The sequence below is a fragment of the Psychrobacter sp. YGAH215 genome, assembly GCF_007280595.1.
In the GTDB taxonomy this organism is placed as follows: domain Bacteria; phylum Pseudomonadota; class Gammaproteobacteria; order Pseudomonadales; family Moraxellaceae; genus Psychrobacter; species Psychrobacter faecalis.
On sequence record NZ_VKLR01000028.1, the window covers coordinates 1 to 19123 of the forward strand.

Consider the following 19123-nt stretch of genomic DNA (forward strand, 5'->3'; position numbering starts at 1 on the left):
CGCTCGACTTGCATGTGTTAAGCCTGCCGCCAGCGTTCAATCTGAGCCATGATCAAACTCTTCAGTTTAATCTTGCTATGAAGCTCTTTAAAGAAGCTTCTAAACTTGGCTCATCTAATCTGGCAAAATCGCTAAAAATTATGTTCGTAATGAATTAACTTTGAGTTTTTCTGCTGTCTTAAATGATAATTTTTATAGTTAATAATCTTTCCGAAAAGAAAAGATAGTCAACTTTATTTTTAGCATTCTGAATCAGCAAAAATCCACACAAGTTGTTCTTTAGTTATGCTTTTAAATAGTGCTCGATACTGTCGTCCAGTTATCGATTATTCTGTCTCTAAATAGTCCCAATCCGTTGCCGGTTGTTCTATCTAGCGAGCCGACTATCATATCACAATGATTTGGTTTGTCAAGCTTTTTTATAATTTGTTTCAATGGGTTAGCCAGGTTTGTTATATGTAATTGACATATAAGTTGTTCCGGTTCTCCCTAATGAGGTGCGTATTATAGACGCTTTGGACTGGGTGTCAACCGATTTTCGATAGATTTCTTAATTTATTTTAGAAGGTGACAAACAAACTATATTTTTCAATAACTTAGTAAAAAACATATATAAAACCAAAGAGGATTATTCTCTAGACATGTCTTAATGTTTAATTATTATTTGCTACGAAGTTTATTAGTAAGCTCAATTGGACATTTATAAACCATGCATTATATTGCTGGGCTTATATAGGTATATATTCAACACTATTGATATTGACATTAAGCGTACCTATATAGGGAAGCTTACCGCGCGGCAGCTGTCTAGTGTTAATAGGCAGCGTTTGCTATAATAGCGGCTTTTATGACATTACTGCATGGCACTCCTAATTATTCTTATTAACAAGCAACTTATTCTATATTATATTATGGCGATTTGATGAACAGTTATTAAATGGCTACTTAATTAGCATAATATATAAGATAAATTTTAGCGCAGTGTTTGTGGTTAATGCCCATTTCTTACAACATATCCGACATATTATAGCGGTTAGATATAATTGACGTGGTCTTACGGTTATATGATTGATGGTTGCAATCATCACTGCCAACGGACCCAAAAAGGTGAATAGATTATGGTAGCGATTACTTTACCTGATGGTAGCGTGAAAAACTTTGAAGGCAATACAACGGTCATGGAAGTGGCGCAAAGTATTGGAGCGGGCTTGGCGAAGGCGACGGTCGCGGGACGCGTTGATGGCCATTTAGTAGATGCCCACGACCCTATCGTTGCCGATGCAAAAGTTGAAATCGTGACGCCAAAAGACGCTGATGGCGTCGATATCATTCGCCACTCGTGCGCGCACTTGTTAGGTCATGCGGTAAAACAGCTTTATCCTGACGTAAAAATGGTCATCGGTCCTGTTATCGAAGATGGCTTTTATTATGACATCTATAGTGAGACGCCATTTACGCCTGAGCACATGGAAAAAATTGAAAAACGCATGATGGAGCTGATTAAGCAAGATTATGACGTCATCAAAAAAATGACCCCTCGCGATGAAGTGATTAAGATTTTTGAAGAACGCGGCGAAGATTATAAGCTGAAATTGATTAATGACATGCCGAGTGAAGAAGCCTTTGGTCTATATCATCATCAAGAATATGTCGATATGTGCCGTGGTCCACACGTGCCAAATACGCGCTTCTTAAAAGTATTTAAACTGACCAAAATGTCAGGCGCTTATTGGCGCGGTGATGCTAAGAACGAACAGCTACAACGTATCTATGGTACGGCGTGGGCAGATAAAAAAGATTTAAAAGCCTATATCCAACGTATTGAAGAGGCAGAAAAACGTGACCATCGTAAGATTGGTAAAGCGTTAAATCTGTTTCATATGCAAGAGCAAGCGCCGGGAATGGTGTTTTGGCATGCCAATGGTTGGACGATTTATCAAGTACTTGAGCAATATATGCGTAAAGTGCAGCATGACCATGGTTATGAGGAAATCAAAACGCCGCAAATCGTCGATCGCAGCTTGTGGGAACGTTCAGGCCATTGGGGCAACTATGCCACCAATATGTTTACCACTTCGAGCGAAAACCGTGATTATGCAGTAAAACCAATGAACTGCCCGTGTCACGTGCAAGTATTTAACCAAGGCTTAAAGTCTTACCGTGAGCTGCCGCTACGTATGGCGGAGTTTGGCTCGTGCCATCGTAACGAACCATCTGGTTCATTGCATGGTTTGATGCGTGTACGTGGTTTCACGCAAGATGATGCGCATATATTTTGTACGCAAGCGCAAATTCAGCAAGAAGTCGCGGATTTTATTAAGCTTACCCTTGCGGTGTATGAAGACTTTGGTTTTGATAATATCATTATGAAGCTCTCAACCCGTCCTGAAAAACGCGTTGGTAGCGATGAATCATGGGATTTTGCCGAAAAAGCCTTGGCAGATGCCCTAGATAGCTCAGGTCTTGATTGGGAATATCTACCGGGTGAAGGCGCATTCTATGGTCCGAAGATTGAGTTTAGTCTAAAGGATTCATTGGGTCGCGTGTGGCAATGCGGTACGATTCAGGTTGATCCAAATATGCCTGAGCGTCTTGATGCAGAGTTTGTCAACGAACAAAACGAGCGCGAAACCCCAATTATGCTGCACCGTGCAATCTTAGGCTCATTTGAGCGCTTCATTGGTATTTTGATTGAAAACTACGCCGGTTGGATGCCTGTATGGCTTGCGCCGCAACAAGTAGCGGTGATGAATATCACTGATAAACAAGCCGATGCTTGTGAAAATGTGGTTCGTGAGCTGAAAAATGCAGGTTTGCGAGCGACGAGTGACTTGCGTAACGAAAAGATTGGATTTAAGATACGAGAGAAAACATTAGAACGCGTTCCCTATATGCTAGTATTAGGGGATAAAGAGGTCGAAACGGGCAGTGTCAACGTCCGAACTCGTGAAGGTGAAAACCTCGGCGTCATGAGTGTTGCAGAATTTATTAGCTTAGTACAGACTGCTGTCAGCAAAAAAGGCCGACAGACCCCAAAAACAGATGAGGAGTAATACCTATTAAACAGTCAAACCGTTTGAACATCAACGAAGATATCAATGCTAAAGAAGTCCGTTTGGTTAAAGAAGATGGCGAGCAAATGGGCGTGGTCGATATCGAAACCGCGATGAAAGCGGCGCGTGATGAAAACCTAGATTTGGTCGAATTGGTTCCTGAAGCCAAGCCGCCAGTATGCAAAATCATGGATTATAAACATTTCCTCTATGATCAAAAGCAGAAAGCGAAAGAAGCGAAGAAGAACCAAAAACAGACCCAGCTCAAAGAGATGAAGCTACGTCCTAGTACTGAAGAGGCGGATTATCAAGTTAAGCTGAAAAAAATCGTCAGCTTCTTGGAAAACCAAGATAAAGTTAAAATCAGTATCCGTTTCCGTGGTCGCGAAATGGCGCATCAAGAGATTGGACGCAAACAACTTGATCGTATCATTGAAGATACCGCTGATATCTCAAACGTCGAACAGTATCCTAAGATGGAAGGCCGTCAAATGGGTATGCTGCTTGGGCCTACTAAGAAAAAATAATCCACAGGTGGATTATAGCGAGTAGTGGCTGTTAATCGATGTGATGGTTAGTTAATATAATCAATTAACTAACACAGACAGCTCGTTATTATAGACAGTTATACTCTTAACCATCAATATACTCCGGGATATTGATGGTTTTTTCATATTTATTGCTGAATACGCGCATTAAATATAAAAAAGCTAAGTACGATAAGCCAAATTCCTCTATAAACGCTTTATCAACCTCAGTTTACAAAACCCATCTTCTCAACCTTTTCATTACCAGTTAATCTAAAGGTTATCTCATCACACATATCTCATTCGAATAAAAATTATTGGGTAATAAAAACAATTGAAACCACGACTATAAAAGTGCTAAGCGAAAACTGTTATTCATTAACAATGAATAGTTAATGACAATTAATAGTCAATAAATAGTGTCATTGATAAATAACGTCGTCGGTAAAGAATTCCATTTTTAGATATTATAGGAAATTTTATGCAAGAATTGACCCCACCTGAAAACGCCTCAACGCCTAGCATCACCTTAACTGCTCCTGAACCGGTGAAAGAGATTCAAAAAAGCGAAGCGGATCAAATGGTGAAACTGGATGACAGCCAGATTCCTGAACTTGATGCTAAGGTCGATGCCTTTGTCGATCACGTGATTAACAACTCAGTACACAGCGCTGAGTTTCAACAAAACGTGCAATCTATTCACAATTTGGGCAATAAAGAAATTCGTGAGTCGGCGCAAGTGTCGAACCGTATGCTCGATTTGCCAGCAAAAAGTCTCAATGACAGTTTGTTTGATAACTCACCTATTGCCAAATCATTGACTGAGCTGCGCGGTATTGTTGAAGATTTGGATCCGAGCAAAAAAGAGCTGACCAGCTCACGTAAGCTCTTCGGTCTGATTCCATTTGGTAACAAAGTGCAAGATTATTTCCGTCAATACGAGTCAGCGCAATCACATATCAACGCTGTAGTGACCAGCCTCTATAACGGTAAAGACGAGCTGCTCAAAGACAATGCTATGATTGAGCAAGAAAAAGTCAATATGTGGGAGCTGATGCAATCGATTCGCCAATATATTTATGTGGGTAAAAAAATCGATGAGCAGCTTGAACAAAAGGTTTATGCCGTTGAAGCTACTGACCCCGAAAAAGCGCGTATTATTAAAGAAGAAATGCTGTTTTATGTACGGCAAAAAAATACTGACTTTTTAACGCAATTGGCGGTAAACGTACAAGGCTACTTGGCTCTTGATACCATTCGCAAAAACAACCTAGAGCTGATTAAAGGTGTGGATCGCGCGACGACGACGACGATCTCGGCGTTACGTACCGCAGTGGTGGTTGCTCAGGCGATGACCAATCAAAAACTGGTACTCGATCAAATCACCGCGTTAAATAAAACCACCAGCAGCTTGATTGAATCGACCTCTGCGATGCTCAAACGTCAGTCACTTGAAATTCACGAGCAGGCAACCAGTAGCACGATTGAGCTTGATAAACTCCAAAACGCCTTCAATAACGTCTATGAGACGATGGATATGATTAGCAATTATAAAATCGAGGCGCTAGAGAATATGAAACAAACGGTCAATACTCTGACAGCCGAGGTTGATAAAGCACAGAAATATCTCGATAAGTCGAATCAAACGACTGTCCTTGAAGTGTCGAAAGAGTTAAATACTAAAAAGATAACCAATCAATCAAATACGGTCGATATTGATATTTGATTGAGCTCGCATGTCGAAGGCTCTTATCGATACAAGCTAGCAGCTACTTGCTATCTGATACACATAAGACAATTGACCGAAGATATTGCAGCGTCGTTCGTGTTAAGATAGCACTTATTAATAATTTTAAAAAATAGATACGGTAATTTATGAGTTGGAATGATCCAAACGCCTCGAGTGAGGCACAAAAATACGTCAATCCTATTCCTAGTCGCGAACTGATACTCAGTACGATTAATGAATACGGTGAAGTCACGCATCAACAATTGGCAAAAGCCTTTAATATTGATGACCCTGACCAATTTGACGCTTTAGGCAATCGTCTAAAGGCAATGGCGCGCGATGGGCAAGTAAACCGCGACGGGCGTCCTTATCGCTATCGTACTGTAACCGAACACGATATCGTCACTGGCACCGTGTCAGCTCACCCTAAAGGCTTTGGCTTCGTAATATTGAGTGATATGCCTGATTTGTTCTTGCATGAAAAGCAAATGCGCTGGGTATTTAATGGCGATACCGTACAAGCGGTTGGTACCTCTACAGATAATCGTGGTCGTACCGAAGGGCGTATTGTGGATATCGTTGAGCGTCGCCAAAACAACTTTATTGGTACATTGGCGCACGATGAAGAAGGTTATTGCGTTGAGCTTGGTAGCCCAAATAACCATCAGCCGATTACCGTCACTGAAGAAAACGTGCAAGCATTGAACGCCAAACAAGGTGCGCCAGTCAAAGTCGATATTATCGATTGGCCAAACCAACACGAATTTGCCACCGGTAAAATCACTGAAGTGCTATCTGATGATAATGACCGTGAATTGATTATTGAGACGACTCTACTCAACTATGATATCCCGTCAGACTTTAGCGAAGCCGCGCTACAGCAGGCCAATAGCTATCAAGAGCCGACTGAAAAAGACTTGAAAGGTCGGAAAGACTTGCGCGATTTACCTCTTATTACTATTGACGGTGAAGACGCGCGTGACTTTGATGATGCCGTATTCGCCGAAAAACGCTCGGGCGGTAACTATCGGGTGCTGGTGGCGATTGCTGATGTAAGCAATTACGTCACGCCAAACTCGCCACTTGATAAAGATGCTTACGAGCGCGGCACGTCAGTGTATTTCCCGCATCGCGTGATTCCGATGCTGCCAGAAGTCCTGTCTAATGGTCTATGCTCATTGAATCCTAACCTTGACCGTCTCTGTATGGTCGCCGATATCAAGATATCGCGCGCCGGTAAAGTCACAGGCTACGATTTTTATCCGGGTGTGATGCATTCACAGGCGCGCCTGACTTATAACCAAGTGAATGCTTACCTTGCCAATCCAAAAGATAAAAGCGTCCCTGAATCATTAACGAGCAATAAAGACGTTAAAAAATCGGTCGATACCTTACATCAATTGTATGAGTTGCTGCTGAAGAAACGTGAAGAGCGCCATGCCATGGAGTTTGAAACGGTTGAAACGTATATTAAGTTTAATGAAAAAGGTGGCATCGAAGCGATTTTACCGCGTACGCGCGGCGATGCGCAAAAGCTTATCGAAGAGTGTATGCTGCTTGCCAATACCTGTGCGGCAAACTTTGCCCTAAAACATGAGTTGCCTGTCTTATATCGTAACCACGATAAGCCTGATAGTGAAAAGTCAATGCGCATTCATGAATATGCCAAAAACTTTGGCTTAAGCTTCCCTGAGGAAAGCCCAACGCAAGCAGATTATCAGCGGATTATCGAAGCAACCAAAGACCGTCCTGACGCCATTAGTATCCACAGCATGCTGCTACGCTCGATGATGCAAGCGAACTATGCGCCTGATAACATCGGTCACTTTGGTTTGGCTTATGACGAATACAGCCACTTTACCTCGCCGATTCGCCGCTATCCTGATTTAATGCTGCATCGCGCGATTAAAGCAAAAGTGACCAACAGCCAACAACCAGTGATGGATTTCTCGCTTGAAGAGGCTGGCATGCAAACTTCAGATACCGAGCGCCGCGCCGAAAAAGCATCGCGTTACGTGGAATCTTGGCTCAAATGTCATTATATGAAAGATCATGTCGGCGAAGAGTTCGATGGCGTGGTGACGACTGTGACGAGCTTTGGTTTATTTGTGACTTTGACTGACTTATATATTGATGGTCTCGTGCACATCTCCAACGTTGGCGACGACTTCTTTGTCTATGATGAGCAGCAACAGCAGCTTATCGGTAAAGACAGAGGCACGGTATTTGGGCTTGGCGATTTGGTTCGCGTAAAAGTAGCAGGCGTTAATATGGACCTGCTACAAATCGACTTTGATCTTAAAGCTAAGCTACAAGCAAGCCAAATGAATCAAACCAAACGCGATCAGCCAAAGAACAATTCGGCTGGTAAGAGCTCTGCTAACAAAACTTCGGCGAATAAAACCCCTTCTAAAAGAAGCAGCAGCCGTGGTAAAGGCACCAGCAAAAAAAGCTAACGCTGCCTAAATGTTAAGATTAAAAAAAGACTAACGTTATCGTTAGTCTTTTTTTTGCTCATTAAAGGGCGATTAATCAGATGCTGTTATTAAGACGCCACTTATTTCAGCCTTAAAATTCTGAACAATAATAACTCTAAGGTTTAAAGCTCCTATTGCGTATTAGCGATTTGCTCGCTGCGTTGTTGACTGACCTGCTCCGCTTGTTCTATCTGCGTGCTTGCTTTATCAAGAATAGCTTTTGGCTGCTGCCCTAATGGCCGACTTACAATATCTGATGTCTTGCTGTCAGTTATAACTATGTCTGTGTTTTCTGTTTCACTGCTAGCGGCTAACGCTTCTCTATTTTTTTCACGTTGACTGCCGCTGATCATATTAAACCCTGCGAGAATAACGATACCAGCCAAAGCAAAAATAATCAGATGTTTGATTTGCATAAAAAATATCTCGTCTATGTCGATAAAAGGTAGATAGACGTTTCATTGCATTTTTTATGCCGACTTTTATAGTTAGTAATCACCTTTTAATAGGTAATCTTCAACGCCACTCTTGTGGGCTATTCTTGCGGACTATTGTTACTTAGTAAGTCGGTTTCATCTGAATTTTCGGCAATTTCTTGCTCAACTTTTTCCATTAGTTTCTGATCAGGACGTGCATCGAGTACTTCCTCGGCATTGCGACCTTGTAAGATATGCTTGGCCCGCGCCTTTGCTTGTTTCTTATCTTTATCTTCAATGGTAGTGCCAGTGGGAAAAGATTCATCAGACGCTTTATCAGTTGCAGAAATGTGCGGCGTTACCGTCGTTTCCGCTGGGGATTTATCGTTCGTTTGACTGCTTTGGAAATGCTCAAAGGCTTTTTCTAGCTTATGGTTAAAGCGCAACTGATAAATGGGCTCGGGTAAAGTAAAACCTTCATCTTCTAAGGCATGCTTGGTTTCGCGAATGGCGATACTGCGGGCTTTGGAGAAATCTGCCTCCAATTGATTGACCCATACTTGGAACTGTAAAACGATATTTGATTCGCCGACTTCTTTGATAACCGCCGTGACTTTTGGCTTATCTAAGGCAAATCCCAACTGACAGATGGCATCGATACCTACCTTGATCGCAGCAAGCGGATCGTCGTTGGCATCAACCCCGAGCTCAAAGGTAAAACGGCGCTCGGGGTTTTTGGTGTAATTTAAAATTGTTGCTTTAAAGACTTCAGCGTTAGGAATACGTAACTGATTGCCGTCTAAGGTCATTAAAATCGTGGCGCGTGAGGTTAGGCGCACCACGATGCCTTCTTGATTGTTAATCAAAATATGGTCGCGGGCGCGAAACGGTTGGCGGATACTGAGCATGAGCGAGGCAATATAGTTCTCAATGGTGTCTTTGACGGCAAAACCAACGGCGATACCAATAACACCTGCCCCACCAAGCAGCGTGCCCAAGATAGTCTCAGCACCAATCAAACTTAACGCTAAGATAAGACCGAAAATGATAAAGATGACTTTAACGGTTTGGGCAAGTAACTCTGCGACAAAGGGATTTGGCGTAAGACGTTGCCACATTTTTTGTCGATTGGATAACCAACTGCCAAACCACGTCACTAAGGCAAATAAAACAATCCCTACGAGTAGTAGCGGCAACGCTTTGACTAGGTTTTTGGTTTGCGCTTTGAGACTCTGATAAACAGTCGAGACATTATCCTGCACATCAAGGGTGCGATTGATTCTATCTTCTACCGTCACCACATCGGTTAAGCGATTGGTCAGATTAATCGCTTGCTGGGCTTTCTTCTCGTTAGGCGTCTCACCGGTTAAGGTTACAACCCCTTGGTTGACGCTGACACTTACTGCTTGCAAGCCGTCAATTTCTGAAAAAATGCCACTGATACGTTGCTGGATATCATTGTCTTTTAACGGCGTTGGCGTGGTTTCGATTTGGGCATTATTAGTACTTTCACCGCTGATAACTGGCGGTTTTTCAACTGGCGCGGGCGCAGTGTCAGAAGTACTTGGCGTCGCAGGGGTAATAGTGATGGCACTATTTAGACTATTATTTGGCTCATTGGCAGGTGGGGCGTTTATAGCTGGGGCGTTAGGCGTCTGAGCGCTGGTCCCACTGTCAGCTGTACTATCTTCAGTAGCCTCATTATTGAGTATAATACTCTCACTTGTGCTGCTGTCTGTAGCCGCATAAGTTGGCATGCTTAAAAGAACACTTAAAAAGATACTTAATAGCAATAACAGCTGAGCGTAGACGTTTATCGTTATACGCGACTGGCGCTGGCTTAACCTGTGTAGCCTACGTAATTGAGGCTGGTCAACATACGCTGCCATAAGTATCCCTTTATTATTCTAGCTTTATATCACATTTCCAATAACGCTCTCTGGACATGGCGACTAAAAACTATTTACCATCTAGATAAAGCTGCGCCTCACCCAAGTCTAAGGTGCCTTCGTAAATCGCGCGGCCAGTGATAATCCCTTCGATACAGTCACCATAAGGTTTTAGCAATTCAATGTCTTTCATATCGGTGACGCCGCCTGACGCAATCACCGGCAAGCCGCCTTCACGCGCTAAATTAACCGTTTGCTCGACATTGACGCCTTGCATCATGCCATCACGAGCGATATCGGTATAAACGATTGACGATACGCCAACATCAGCAAAACGCTTGGCAAGCTCGGTAGCTTTGGTATCGGTCACGTTTGCCCAACCGTGCGTGGCAACCATGCCATCTTTGGCATCGATACCGACAATAATGTGTCCAGCAAACTCGCGGCAGGCTTCAGCCACAAAATCTGGATCTTCCACGGCTTTGGTACCAATAATAATGTAGGTCAAACCTGCGCTAATATACTGCTCGATGGTTTTCATATTGCGCACACCACCGCCCAATTGAATCGGCAGCTTGGGGAAAGCTTTGGCAATGTCGTTGACCACTTGTTTGTGTACTGGGATGCCATCAAAAGCGCCATTTAAATCGACCAAATGTAAGCGACGCGCGCCCTCATTGACCCAACGCGCCGCCATAGCGACTGGATCATCAGAAAATACCGTATCGTCTTCCATACGACCTTGTTTTAAACGCACACATTTACCATCTTTTAAATCGATAGCGGGGATAATGACAGGGACAGCACACATACAGCATTCCTTATAAAGCGATATCAGCGATTAAAAATAGTTGAATAATAACAATATGAATAAGAAAAATTCAAAAGTGAAAAAAGTATCCAAGCCCATCAAAGGGCGACTACGTAAAATTTATTTAGCATAGCAAATTAAAAGCAGCTATTAGGGAAAATTGATTAAATATTAAAAATGGCAGTGGTAAATGAGAATACGAGTTAAAGTTTGGTTAAAAAATGGTAAAGAACCCATCACCGTAACTACAATCATAACCATAAGTTTTAGCCGAAGGAATCACTCGTAACATTAGGTAAATTCATTTACCAACTGGCAATTTTAGGTCAGTTTAGCGTATAATCCTAGGTAAATTTGTATTTGTATGATAAAACCTAATCGTCTGCTACCTATTGACGATTGCAATCAGCATAAGGTAAATATGAGCACCGCATTAGCACTAAATTAATGCTGAGCTTATCAAGACATTGAGTTTACCCTGTAATCATAGGTCATTAACCAGCACTTAGATAGCTTTCACAAAGACAGCTTTCATAAAGTATGAACAAATCATTGATGCCTCATTTATATTCACTCGAATGAATAGCGCTGCGTAAATTTTAATAACCCTATGATTCCTGATACGACAAATTTTAAGATTTTAATAAATCGTATGGTAAAACTGTATTTTATCTACTGTCATCCTCGTTGAGGACGCGGTTAGATTTATGAGTTTTACGATACACCTTGGTAGCCAGTTGTCACTTTGGTCATTCGAATAAGACATTAACGTGTTGTTAAGGAGTCTAAGGTCAGCGTTAATACTCTTACTTGTAGTTATGATGATGTGTTATGTCTAGAGCACTTTTTCACGCCCTTTTTTGGGAGTGATAAAGCACTTTATTGATGACGCTGTTATCCATGCTGCCGATATACCAAACAGGACGTCTGGTATCGTTTTAGACTATGGACTAAGTTTTCGCTTATGATTACCATCAAAAAAGGTTTGGATTTACCCATCACTGGTGAACCCTCCCGCGAGATATCTGAGCACAGACCCGCCTATGTAGCACTTGTTGGCTATGATTATGTGGGCATGAAGCCCACGATGAATGTCAAAGAAGGCGACATCGTAGCTAAAGGTCAGCCCGTTTTTGAAGACAAAAAACGGGTCGGCGTTATCTACACTGCCCCTGCTGCTGGTAAGGTCGTCGCCGTTAATCGCGGTGAGCGTCGTGTTTTTGAAAGTCTTGTGATTGCGGTCGACCCAAACGGTGAAGAAGTAGAATTTCAGCGCTACGACTCCCAGCAACTTGCTGACCTAGATTCTGAAGTCGTTGAAACCCAACTGCTTGCCTCTGGCGAATGGACCGCATTTCGTACGCGTCCTTATAGCCGCTCCCCCGATATTGGTGCCCGTCCGCACGCTATCTTTGTCACCGCTATGGATACCAATCCATTAGCGCTTGACCCGATGTTGCTGATTAATGAGCAGCTTCAAGCGTTCAATGACGGACTTGCTGTATTATCAACCCTCAGCCCCAAGACCTTTGTCTGCCATCATGGCGATGCCCAGTTGACGCCAGTTGCCAAAACGGCTGCTAATAATGTCACTGAGTATCATAGCTTTGCTGGCAAACACCCTGCTGGTCTGGCTGGCACGCACATTCACTTTTTGCATCCAATTATGCGCGGCGTGACCGTGTGGACGATTGGTTATCAAGACGTAATTGCCATTGGTAAGCTGTTTACTACTGGTCGTTTATATACGCGCCGTATGCTTAGCCTTGCTGGCCCTGCGGTTAAAAACCCGCATTTGGTGGTCACCGAGCGCGGTGCAGATATCGCAGCATTGACCAAAGGTGAGCTTACAGCTGGCGAGAACCGTATCGTCTCGGGTTCTGTGCTTTCAGGTCGCAAAGTGTTTGGCAATACCAATTATCTTGGTCGCTTTCATAATCAAATCAGTGCGCTAACCGAAGGTCGTGAACGTCCAGCGTTTCACTTCTTTACCGCTGGTGCCAATCGCTTTTCTAAATTGCCTATCTATATCTCGCAGTTTTTTGGTGGTAAAAAATATAGCTTTACCACTTCGAGCAATGGTTCGCCGCGCGCAATGGTGCCAATCGGTGTCTATGAAGAAGTCATGCCACAAGACTATCTGCCAACGCAGCTATTACGTGCTTTGATTGTCGAAGACATCATTAGCGCCGTCGATTTGGGCGTACTTGAATTGGACGAAGAAGATTTGGCATTATGCACCTTCGTATCTCCTGGCAAATATGAATTCGGCGATATTTTGCGTGATAACTTAACGCGCATTGAGCTGGAGGGCTGACCACGATGAAATTTTTACACAATATGTTCGATCGTATGGAGCCGTCTTTCACCAAGGGTGGCAAACACGAAAAATACTATGCCATCTTTGAGATGTTTGATACGTTTTTACGTCAACCAGGCTCAACGACATACGCATCATCACACGTACGCGACGGCATTGACCTCAAGCGTATTATGATTACCGTTTGGTTATGTACTTTCCCTGCGATGTTTTGGGGTATGTACAATATCGGTCATCAAGCATTAACGGCGATTGCAACGCTAGGCTTGCAGCCGGAAGGCTGGCGCACGGTTATCACCAGTATGGCAGGCTACAACCCAGACAGTATCTGGGCAAGCTTTGTCTACGGGGCGATGCAATTCTTACCGATTTATCTGGTCACCTTTGGGGTCGGTATTCTCTGTGAGATTATCTTTGCCGTGGTGCGTGGGCATGAAGTCAACGAAGGTTTCTTTGTAACTTCTGTCCTATTTGCGCTCTGTCTACCACCAGATATTCCTTTATGGCAAGTTGCCTTAGGTATTATCTTTGGTGTGGTCGTGGCAAAAGAAGTCTTTGGCGGTACGGGTAAAAACTTCCTTAACCCTGCCCTCTCGGGTCGTGCGTTCTTATACTTTGCCTATCCAGCTTATATGTCTGGTGACTCAGTATGGACCGCGGTTGATGGTTTCTCAGGAGCCACGCCACTTGGACTTGCCGCGCTTGGCGTCGTCCCAGCAGACTTCGTTGATGTTTATGGCAATGCCATCACGTTGACAGATGCTTTCTTAGGCAATATGCAAGGCAGTATCGGTGAAGTATCGACGCTGGCTATTTTGCTAGGTGCAGTGGTTCTACTTTGGACGCGTATTGCCTCATGGCGCATCATGGCAGGTTGTGTGGTGGGGCTAATTGCCACATCGCTAGTCTTTAATATGGTCGGTTCTGAAGACAATATGATGATGAGCCTGCCGTTTTATTGGCACTTAGTCATTGGTGGCTTTGCCTTTGGTGCGGTGTTTATGGCAACCGACCCTGTATCAGCTGCGCACACCAATAAAGGCCGCTGGGCGTATGGTATTTTGATTGGTTTTATGACCGTACTCATCCGCGTCGTCAACCCCGCCTTTCCAGAAGGCATCATGCTAGCCATTTTATTCGCCAACTTATTTGCGCCATTATTTGATTACTTTGTGACGCAAGCCAATATCAAGCGCCAAACAGCACGGAGGGTTCGTTATGTCCAAGCCCAAAAGTAATAATGCAAAAACCATCAGCGTGGCGTTGACGCTATGCTTGGTGTGCTCTGTATTGGTCTCAGCGGCGGCTGTTGGTTTGAAACCAGCGCAAGTTGAAAACGCGCGCTTAGACCGTAACAAAAATATCTTAGTCGCCGCTGGTATGTTTGACCCGGCGTCCGATACCAATGAAGATGTGGCCGAGCGTTTTAAAGACTTTGAGGTAAAAATCGTTGACCTTAATAAAGGCAATTACCTCGATGACGACGCGCTAAAAGCCGCTGGCATTCCTGATCGCAATGCGTACGATGCCAGTCAAGCGACCAAAAATCAGGCGCTAAGCGAAGATTTGGGCGGTAATGACCCTGCTGGTATCGGCCGTGTTCCTAAATACGCCAAAGTCTATGTCAAAAGTGATGACGCTGGACAGCCTGAAATGGTGGTGCTGCCGATTCAAGGCTATGGTCTATGGGGTACGATTTATGGTTTCTTAACGCTTGAAAGTGATATGAATACCATCAAAGGAATCAGTTTCTATGAGCATAAAGAAACCCCAGGTCTAGGTGCTCGTATCGAGGAGCCTGAGTGGCGCGCCATGTGGAGCGGCATTCACTCTTATGATGAAAACGGCGCAGTTGCAACAGGTGTGACTAAAGCCGGTAATCCAAAAGACAACTGGGTAGATGGCATCAGTGGTGCAACCTTAACCGGTCGCGGCGTCAGTAACATGATTCAGTTTTGGCTAGGTGAGCAAGGCTATAAGCCTTACTTAGACCAGCTGCGTGAACAAAACGGCAAAACAGTGGCGGATCCAGAAGTCAAAGCCAGTCAAAGTCCGTATAAAAAACTGGGTCAGAACTTACATCAACAGCAGACGCATCCCGCAACCGAACTGGTCGCAGTAGTGCCAGCAGCACACGGTAAGGAGGCATAACATGGCTGATACAAAAACGATTTTAACCTCGCCTATCTTTGACAATAACCCGATTGCTCTGCAAATCTTAGGTATTTGTTCGGCGTTGGCGGTTACTACCAGTGTGGCAAATGCGCTGGTGATGAGTGTGGCGTTGACCTTGGTCACGGCATTCTCAAGCTTTTTTATCTCTATTATCCGTAAGCAAATCCCATCAAGCATTCGTATTATTGTGCAGATGACGATTATTGCGTCATTGGTTATTGTGGTTGACCAGATTTTAAAAGCGGTCGCTTATGACGTCAGTAAAGGTTTGTCGGTATTCGTTGGTTTGATTATCACCAACTGTATCGTGATGGGCCGTGCCGAAGCATTTGCCATGAGCAATCCACCAGTACCAAGCTTTTTAGACGGTATTGGTAACGGTCTTGGTTACTCGGCGGTACTGCTATTTGTCGCGAGCGTGCGTGAGATTTTGGGCGCAGGCAGTTGGTTCGGTATTACCATTTTGCAAACTGCTAACGATGGTGGTTGGTACGTACCAAATGGTCTATTACTATTGCCACCGTCAGCGTTCTTTATCATTGCTCTGTTCATTGTGATTATCCGTACTTGGAAACCTGAACAGGTCGAAGAAGCTGAATTTGTAATGAAGCCGCAATCTAAAGGCATGGCACAAGGAGGCGGTCACTAATGGGACACTATGTCAGTTTATTTATAACCTCGGTCTTTATCGAGAATATGGCGCTGGCCTACTTCTTAGGCATGTGTACCTTTTTGGCGGTATCAAAAAAGGTCTCCACCGCGATTGGTCTTGGAGTCGCTGTGGTCGTCGTGATGGCGATTACCGTACCGCTAAATAACCTTTTGTTTCAGTTCATCTTAAAAAATGGTGCGCTGGCATGGGCAGGTTTCCCTGATATCGACTTAAGCTTTTTGGGCCTACTCAGTTATATTGGTTTGATCGCCGCTGTGGTACAGATTTTAGAGATGTTCTTGGATAAGTTCGTCCCGAGTCTGTATAACGCCCTTGGGGTGTTTTTGCCACTGATTACCGTTAACTGCGCCATTTTAGGTGGCGTACTGTTTATGGTTGAGCGTGATTATAACTTTGGCGAATCGATGGTATACGGCGTCGGCGCAGGTTTTGGTTGGGCATTGGCGATTACCGCCTTGGCGGGTATCCGTGAAAAGCTAAAATACTCAGACATTCCAGCGCCGCTGCGTGGTCTTGGTATTACCTTTATCACGGTTGGTCTGATGTCACTTGGCTTTATGTCTTTCGGCGGTATGTCAATTTAAACCGCTAAGCTTAAACCCTATTTAGCACTTTGACCTATTTAATTCATTTATTCGGTAGGGGTTCAAAAAACGCAAAGACGTTTTTTCGCTCCCCTACTCCATAGATTAAGGATACCTACCATGGATTACGCTACGGCGATTGGTGGCGTTGCTATGTTTACCGTGATCATCATGGGTCTTGTTGCCATTATTTTGGCAGCGCGCTCAAGATTGGTCAGTTCAGGCGATGTTACTATCCATATCAATGATAATCCCGATAATGACGTCGTGACACCCGCGGGCGGAAAACTGCTACAAACATTGGCAAGCGAAGGTATTTTCTTATCTTCGGCCTGTGGTGGCGGTGGTACCTGCGCGCAGTGTCGTTGCCGCGTTATCGAAGGGGGCGGCTCTATTCTGCCCACCGAAACTGGGTATTTTACCCAAGGCGAAATCCGTAACCACATGCGCCTTGCCTGTCAGGTTGCGGTAAAGCAAGACATGAAAATTGAGATTGACCCTGAGTTTTTTGATGTGCAAAAGTGGGAATGTGAAGTTGTCTCGAATGATAACGTTGCCACCTTTATTAAAGAATTGGTGCTTAAAATTCCAGAAGGCGAGGAAGTCAATTTCCGTGCGGGTGGTTATGTACAGTTAGAAGCGCCGCCGCATGAAGTGCATTACAAAGACTTTGTGATTGACGAAGAATACCGCGAAGACTGGGAAAAGTTCGACATTTTCAAATATGTGTCGAAAGTTGATGAGCCAGTGATTCGTGCTTACTCAATGGCCAACTACCCAGACGAAAAAGGCATTATTAAGTTTAATATCCGTATCGCCAGTCCACCGCCACGCGGTCCTGACGGTATACCACCGGGCAAAATGTCCTCTTGGGTATTTAGCCTCGTACCTGGCGATAAAGTGACGGTTTCTGGTCCTTATGGTGAGTTTTTTGCCAAAGACACCGAAGCTGAAATGATTTTCGTCGGTGGTGGTGCGGGTATGGCACCGATGCGCTCGCACATTTTCGATCAGCTTAAACGCTTAGATACCAAGCGTAAGATTAGCTTTTGGTATGGCGCGCGCTCGATTCGTGAGATGTTCTACGTTGAAGATTATGATCAGCTAGAAGAAGAGTTTGATAACTTTGAGTGGCATGTGGCCTTGTCTGACCCTCTCCCTGAAGACAATTGGGAAGGTCCAACCGGCTTTATCCATAACGTGCTGCTTGAAAACTATCTTAAAGACCATCCAAACCCAGAAGACTGTGAATACTACATGTGCGGGCCACCGATGATGAACGCGGCGGTAATCGACATGCTACACAGCTTGGGCGTGGAAGATGAAAACATCATGCTTGATGATTTTGGTGGTTAAGCGAGTTATTTAAATCGGTTGATAACACCTATTTATTCAACAAGTATCGTTAAGCTAAAAATATATGATAAATTAAGAGTCTCAATGGAGGCTCTTTTTTTATGCGCTAAATAAACCATTTTCAATCAGAAAGGATTCTTATGAAAACCAAAGCGAAAGATTTGACCATTTGGATTACCGGCGCGTCTAGCGGTATCGGCGAAGCATTATCAATTGCCTTTGCCAAACGCGGTGCCAGCATTATTTTAAGTGGCCGTGATAAGGATAAATTAGAAGCGGTTAAAAGTCGCTGTAAAAACAGCAAAAAACATATCGTTGTCTCCTTTGATATCGCCGATGCTAAGCAAGCAAAAGAAGCCTATGAAACAATCAAGGCTAAAACTGAAAAAGTGGATTGGTTGATTAATAATGCGGGCATCAGTCAACGCGCGCTTATCATGGAAACGACCGAGGAAGTTGAACGTAAGCTGATGGAGATAGATTACTTTGCGCAAACGCGGCTGACCAGACTGGTATTGCCCGATATGATTGCGCAAGGTGGCGGCAAAGTGGTCATGATATCGAGCGTGGCAGGTTTACTGGGTACCCAATATCGCGGCGCTTATGGTGCTGCCAAAGCCGCTATCCATATGTGGGCAAACAGCTTGCGCGCAGAATTGCACGACGAAGGTATCGAGGTGGCGACTATATTTCCAGGGTTTATTCAAACCAATATTTCTATCAATGCCTTGACTGGTGATGGTAGTGCGCAAGGGACGATGGATGACGCCACCAATAAAGGTCTTACTGCGACCGCCTTTGCAAAGCAGGTCGTCAAAGCCCTAACTAAGGGTGAAGAATATATCATCATTGCTGGCAATAAAGAAAAACTTGCCACTAAAGTCAATCGTTTATCGCCGCCAAAGCTGTATAAGCTTATTCGTGAGTCACAGGTTAAATAAAAACAGGCAGGTTCAATCGTATCTTCTCGAGTCATAGTTACTTAAGTCGTACGTTAGTCGTAAATTGGCCTTATCGGTAACAAGGGGTGTAAAATAGGCGACGCTTAGCTTGCTTAGTTTATTACCTGCAAACTAACGCCCCCACTCACCCCTTCGCTTTATCAAGCTATGA

14 protein-coding genes and 1 rRNA gene are annotated in these 19123 nt (G+C 44.0%); 11 read left to right on the forward strand and 4 right to left on the reverse strand.

The window, feature by feature from the left end; genetic code table 11:
* Nucleotides 1-68: ribosomal RNA gene (locus tag FOR85_RS12655) — 16S ribosomal RNA — on the reverse strand; the annotation flags it as partial.
* Between the two features lie 1050 nt (nucleotides 69-1118).
* Here FOR85_RS12655 and thrS point away from each other — a divergent pair.
* From thrS to rnr, 4 genes are all read left to right on the forward strand, one after another.
* Nucleotides 1119-3053 carry a threonine--tRNA ligase gene (thrS, locus tag FOR85_RS10950; protein ID WP_144297935.1) on the forward strand — a complete coding sequence of 645 codons (1935 nt, stop codon included), beginning with the start codon at nucleotides 1119-1121 and terminating at the stop codon, nucleotides 3051-3053.
* Nucleotides 3054-3076: 23 nt separating this feature from the next.
* The gene (infC, locus tag FOR85_RS10955) at nucleotides 3077-3580 is read left to right on the forward strand and encodes a translation initiation factor IF-3 (RefSeq protein ID WP_144297936.1); all 504 of its coding nucleotides are present in this window, start codon (nucleotides 3077-3079) and stop codon (nucleotides 3578-3580) included.
* A 481-nt stretch (nucleotides 3581-4061) separates the two neighbouring features.
* On the forward strand, nucleotides 4062-5306 hold the full coding sequence (locus FOR85_RS10960) for a toxic anion resistance protein (protein ID WP_144297937.1): 1245 nt from the start codon (nucleotides 4062-4064) through the stop codon (nucleotides 5304-5306).
* A gap of 149 nt (nucleotides 5307-5455) precedes the next feature.
* Nucleotides 5456-7765: a ribonuclease R gene (gene rnr, locus FOR85_RS10965; protein ID WP_144297938.1), complete on the forward strand. Its 2310-nt coding sequence runs from the start codon at nucleotides 5456-5458 to the stop codon at nucleotides 7763-7765.
* 152 nt (nucleotides 7766-7917) lie between these two features.
* On the opposite strand, the gene FOR85_RS10970 is transcribed toward rnr, so the two are convergent.
* From FOR85_RS10970 to hisA, 3 genes are all read right to left on the reverse strand, one after another.
* Complete coding sequence (locus FOR85_RS10970; protein WP_144297939.1) at nucleotides 7918-8202, reverse strand: hypothetical protein; 285 nt, start codon at nucleotides 8200-8202, stop codon at nucleotides 7918-7920.
* 119 nt (nucleotides 8203-8321) lie between these two features.
* Nucleotides 8322-9959 carry a mechanosensitive ion channel domain-containing protein gene (locus FOR85_RS10975; protein WP_190295548.1) on the reverse strand — a complete coding sequence of 546 codons (1638 nt, stop codon included), beginning with the start codon at nucleotides 9957-9959 and terminating at the stop codon, nucleotides 8322-8324.
* A gap of 202 nt (nucleotides 9960-10161) precedes the next feature.
* Nucleotides 10162-10902 (reverse strand): 1-(5-phosphoribosyl)-5-[(5-phosphoribosylamino)methylideneamino]imidazole-4-carboxamide isomerase, encoded by a 741-nt coding sequence (hisA, locus tag FOR85_RS10980; RefSeq protein WP_144297941.1) that lies wholly within the window; start codon nucleotides 10900-10902, stop codon nucleotides 10162-10164.
* Nucleotides 10903-11866: 964 nt separating this feature from the next.
* Here hisA and FOR85_RS10985 point away from each other — a divergent pair.
* From FOR85_RS10985 to FOR85_RS11015, 7 genes are all read left to right on the forward strand, one after another.
* Nucleotides 11867-13219 (forward strand): Na(+)-translocating NADH-quinone reductase subunit A, encoded by a 1353-nt coding sequence (locus tag FOR85_RS10985; protein ID WP_144297942.1) that lies wholly within the window; start codon nucleotides 11867-11869, stop codon nucleotides 13217-13219.
* A gap of 5 nt (nucleotides 13220-13224) precedes the next feature.
* On the forward strand, nucleotides 13225-14460 hold the full coding sequence (locus tag FOR85_RS10990) for an NADH:ubiquinone reductase (Na(+)-transporting) subunit B (RefSeq protein WP_144297943.1): 1236 nt from the start codon (nucleotides 13225-13227) through the stop codon (nucleotides 14458-14460).
* Entirely contained in the window at nucleotides 14441-15373 is a 933-nt protein-coding gene (locus FOR85_RS10995) for a Na(+)-translocating NADH-quinone reductase subunit C (RefSeq protein WP_144297944.1), read from the forward strand. Before FOR85_RS10990 ends, FOR85_RS10995 begins: the two co-directional genes overlap by 20 nt.
* Nucleotide 15374: 1 nt before the next feature.
* Nucleotides 15375-16046: an NADH:ubiquinone reductase (Na(+)-transporting) subunit D gene (locus tag FOR85_RS11000; RefSeq protein WP_068404384.1), complete on the forward strand. Its 672-nt coding sequence runs from the start codon at nucleotides 15375-15377 to the stop codon at nucleotides 16044-16046.
* Nucleotides 16046-16654, forward strand: a complete 609-nt coding sequence (gene nqrE / locus FOR85_RS11005; protein WP_068404382.1) for an NADH:ubiquinone reductase (Na(+)-transporting) subunit E — start codon at nucleotides 16046-16048, stop codon at nucleotides 16652-16654. Before FOR85_RS11000 ends, nqrE begins: the two co-directional genes overlap by 1 nt.
* Nucleotides 16655-16774: 120 nt before the next feature.
* Nucleotides 16775-18010, forward strand: a complete 1236-nt coding sequence (nqrF, locus tag FOR85_RS11010) for an NADH:ubiquinone reductase (Na(+)-transporting) subunit F (protein WP_144297945.1) — start codon at nucleotides 16775-16777, stop codon at nucleotides 18008-18010.
* A gap of 140 nt (nucleotides 18011-18150) precedes the next feature.
* The gene (locus tag FOR85_RS11015) at nucleotides 18151-18951 is read left to right on the forward strand and encodes an SDR family NAD(P)-dependent oxidoreductase (protein ID WP_144297946.1); all 801 of its coding nucleotides are present in this window, start codon (nucleotides 18151-18153) and stop codon (nucleotides 18949-18951) included.
* The last annotated feature ends 172 nt before the right edge of the window (nucleotides 18952-19123 follow it).

Excerpts from the sequence above, each read along its gene's own strand:
- FOR85_RS10975 (WP_190295548.1), bottom strand. The coding sequence starts at position 9,959 with ATGCCAACTTATGCGGCTACAGACAGCAGCACAAGTGAGAGTATTATA.
- FOR85_RS11000 (WP_068404384.1), top strand. The coding sequence starts at position 15,375 with ATGGCTGATACAAAAACGATTTTAACCTCGCCTATCTTTGACAATAAC.
- FOR85_RS10985 (WP_144297942.1), top strand. The coding sequence starts at position 11,867 with ATGATTACCATCAAAAAAGGTTTGGATTTACCCATCACTGGTGAACCC.
- thrS (WP_144297935.1), top strand. The coding sequence starts at position 1,119 with ATGGTAGCGATTACTTTACCTGATGGTAGCGTGAAAAACTTTGAAGGC.
- nqrE (WP_068404382.1), top strand. The coding sequence starts at position 16,046 with ATGGGACACTATGTCAGTTTATTTATAACCTCGGTCTTTATCGAGAAT.
- FOR85_RS10960 (WP_144297937.1), top strand. The coding sequence starts at position 4,062 with ATGCAAGAATTGACCCCACCTGAAAACGCCTCAACGCCTAGCATCACC.
- FOR85_RS10995 (WP_144297944.1), top strand. The coding sequence starts at position 14,441 with ATGTCCAAGCCCAAAAGTAATAATGCAAAAACCATCAGCGTGGCGTTG.
- nqrF (WP_144297945.1), top strand. The coding sequence starts at position 16,775 with ATGGATTACGCTACGGCGATTGGTGGCGTTGCTATGTTTACCGTGATC.
- rnr (WP_144297938.1), top strand. The coding sequence starts at position 5,456 with ATGAGTTGGAATGATCCAAACGCCTCGAGTGAGGCACAAAAATACGTC.
- FOR85_RS10970 (WP_144297939.1), bottom strand. The coding sequence starts at position 8,202 with ATGCAAATCAAACATCTGATTATTTTTGCTTTGGCTGGTATCGTTATT.
- hisA (WP_144297941.1), bottom strand. The coding sequence starts at position 10,902 with ATGTGTGCTGTCCCTGTCATTATCCCCGCTATCGATTTAAAAGATGGT.
- FOR85_RS11015 (WP_144297946.1), top strand. The coding sequence starts at position 18,151 with ATGAAAACCAAAGCGAAAGATTTGACCATTTGGATTACCGGCGCGTCT.
- FOR85_RS10990 (WP_144297943.1), top strand. The coding sequence starts at position 13,225 with ATGAAATTTTTACACAATATGTTCGATCGTATGGAGCCGTCTTTCACC.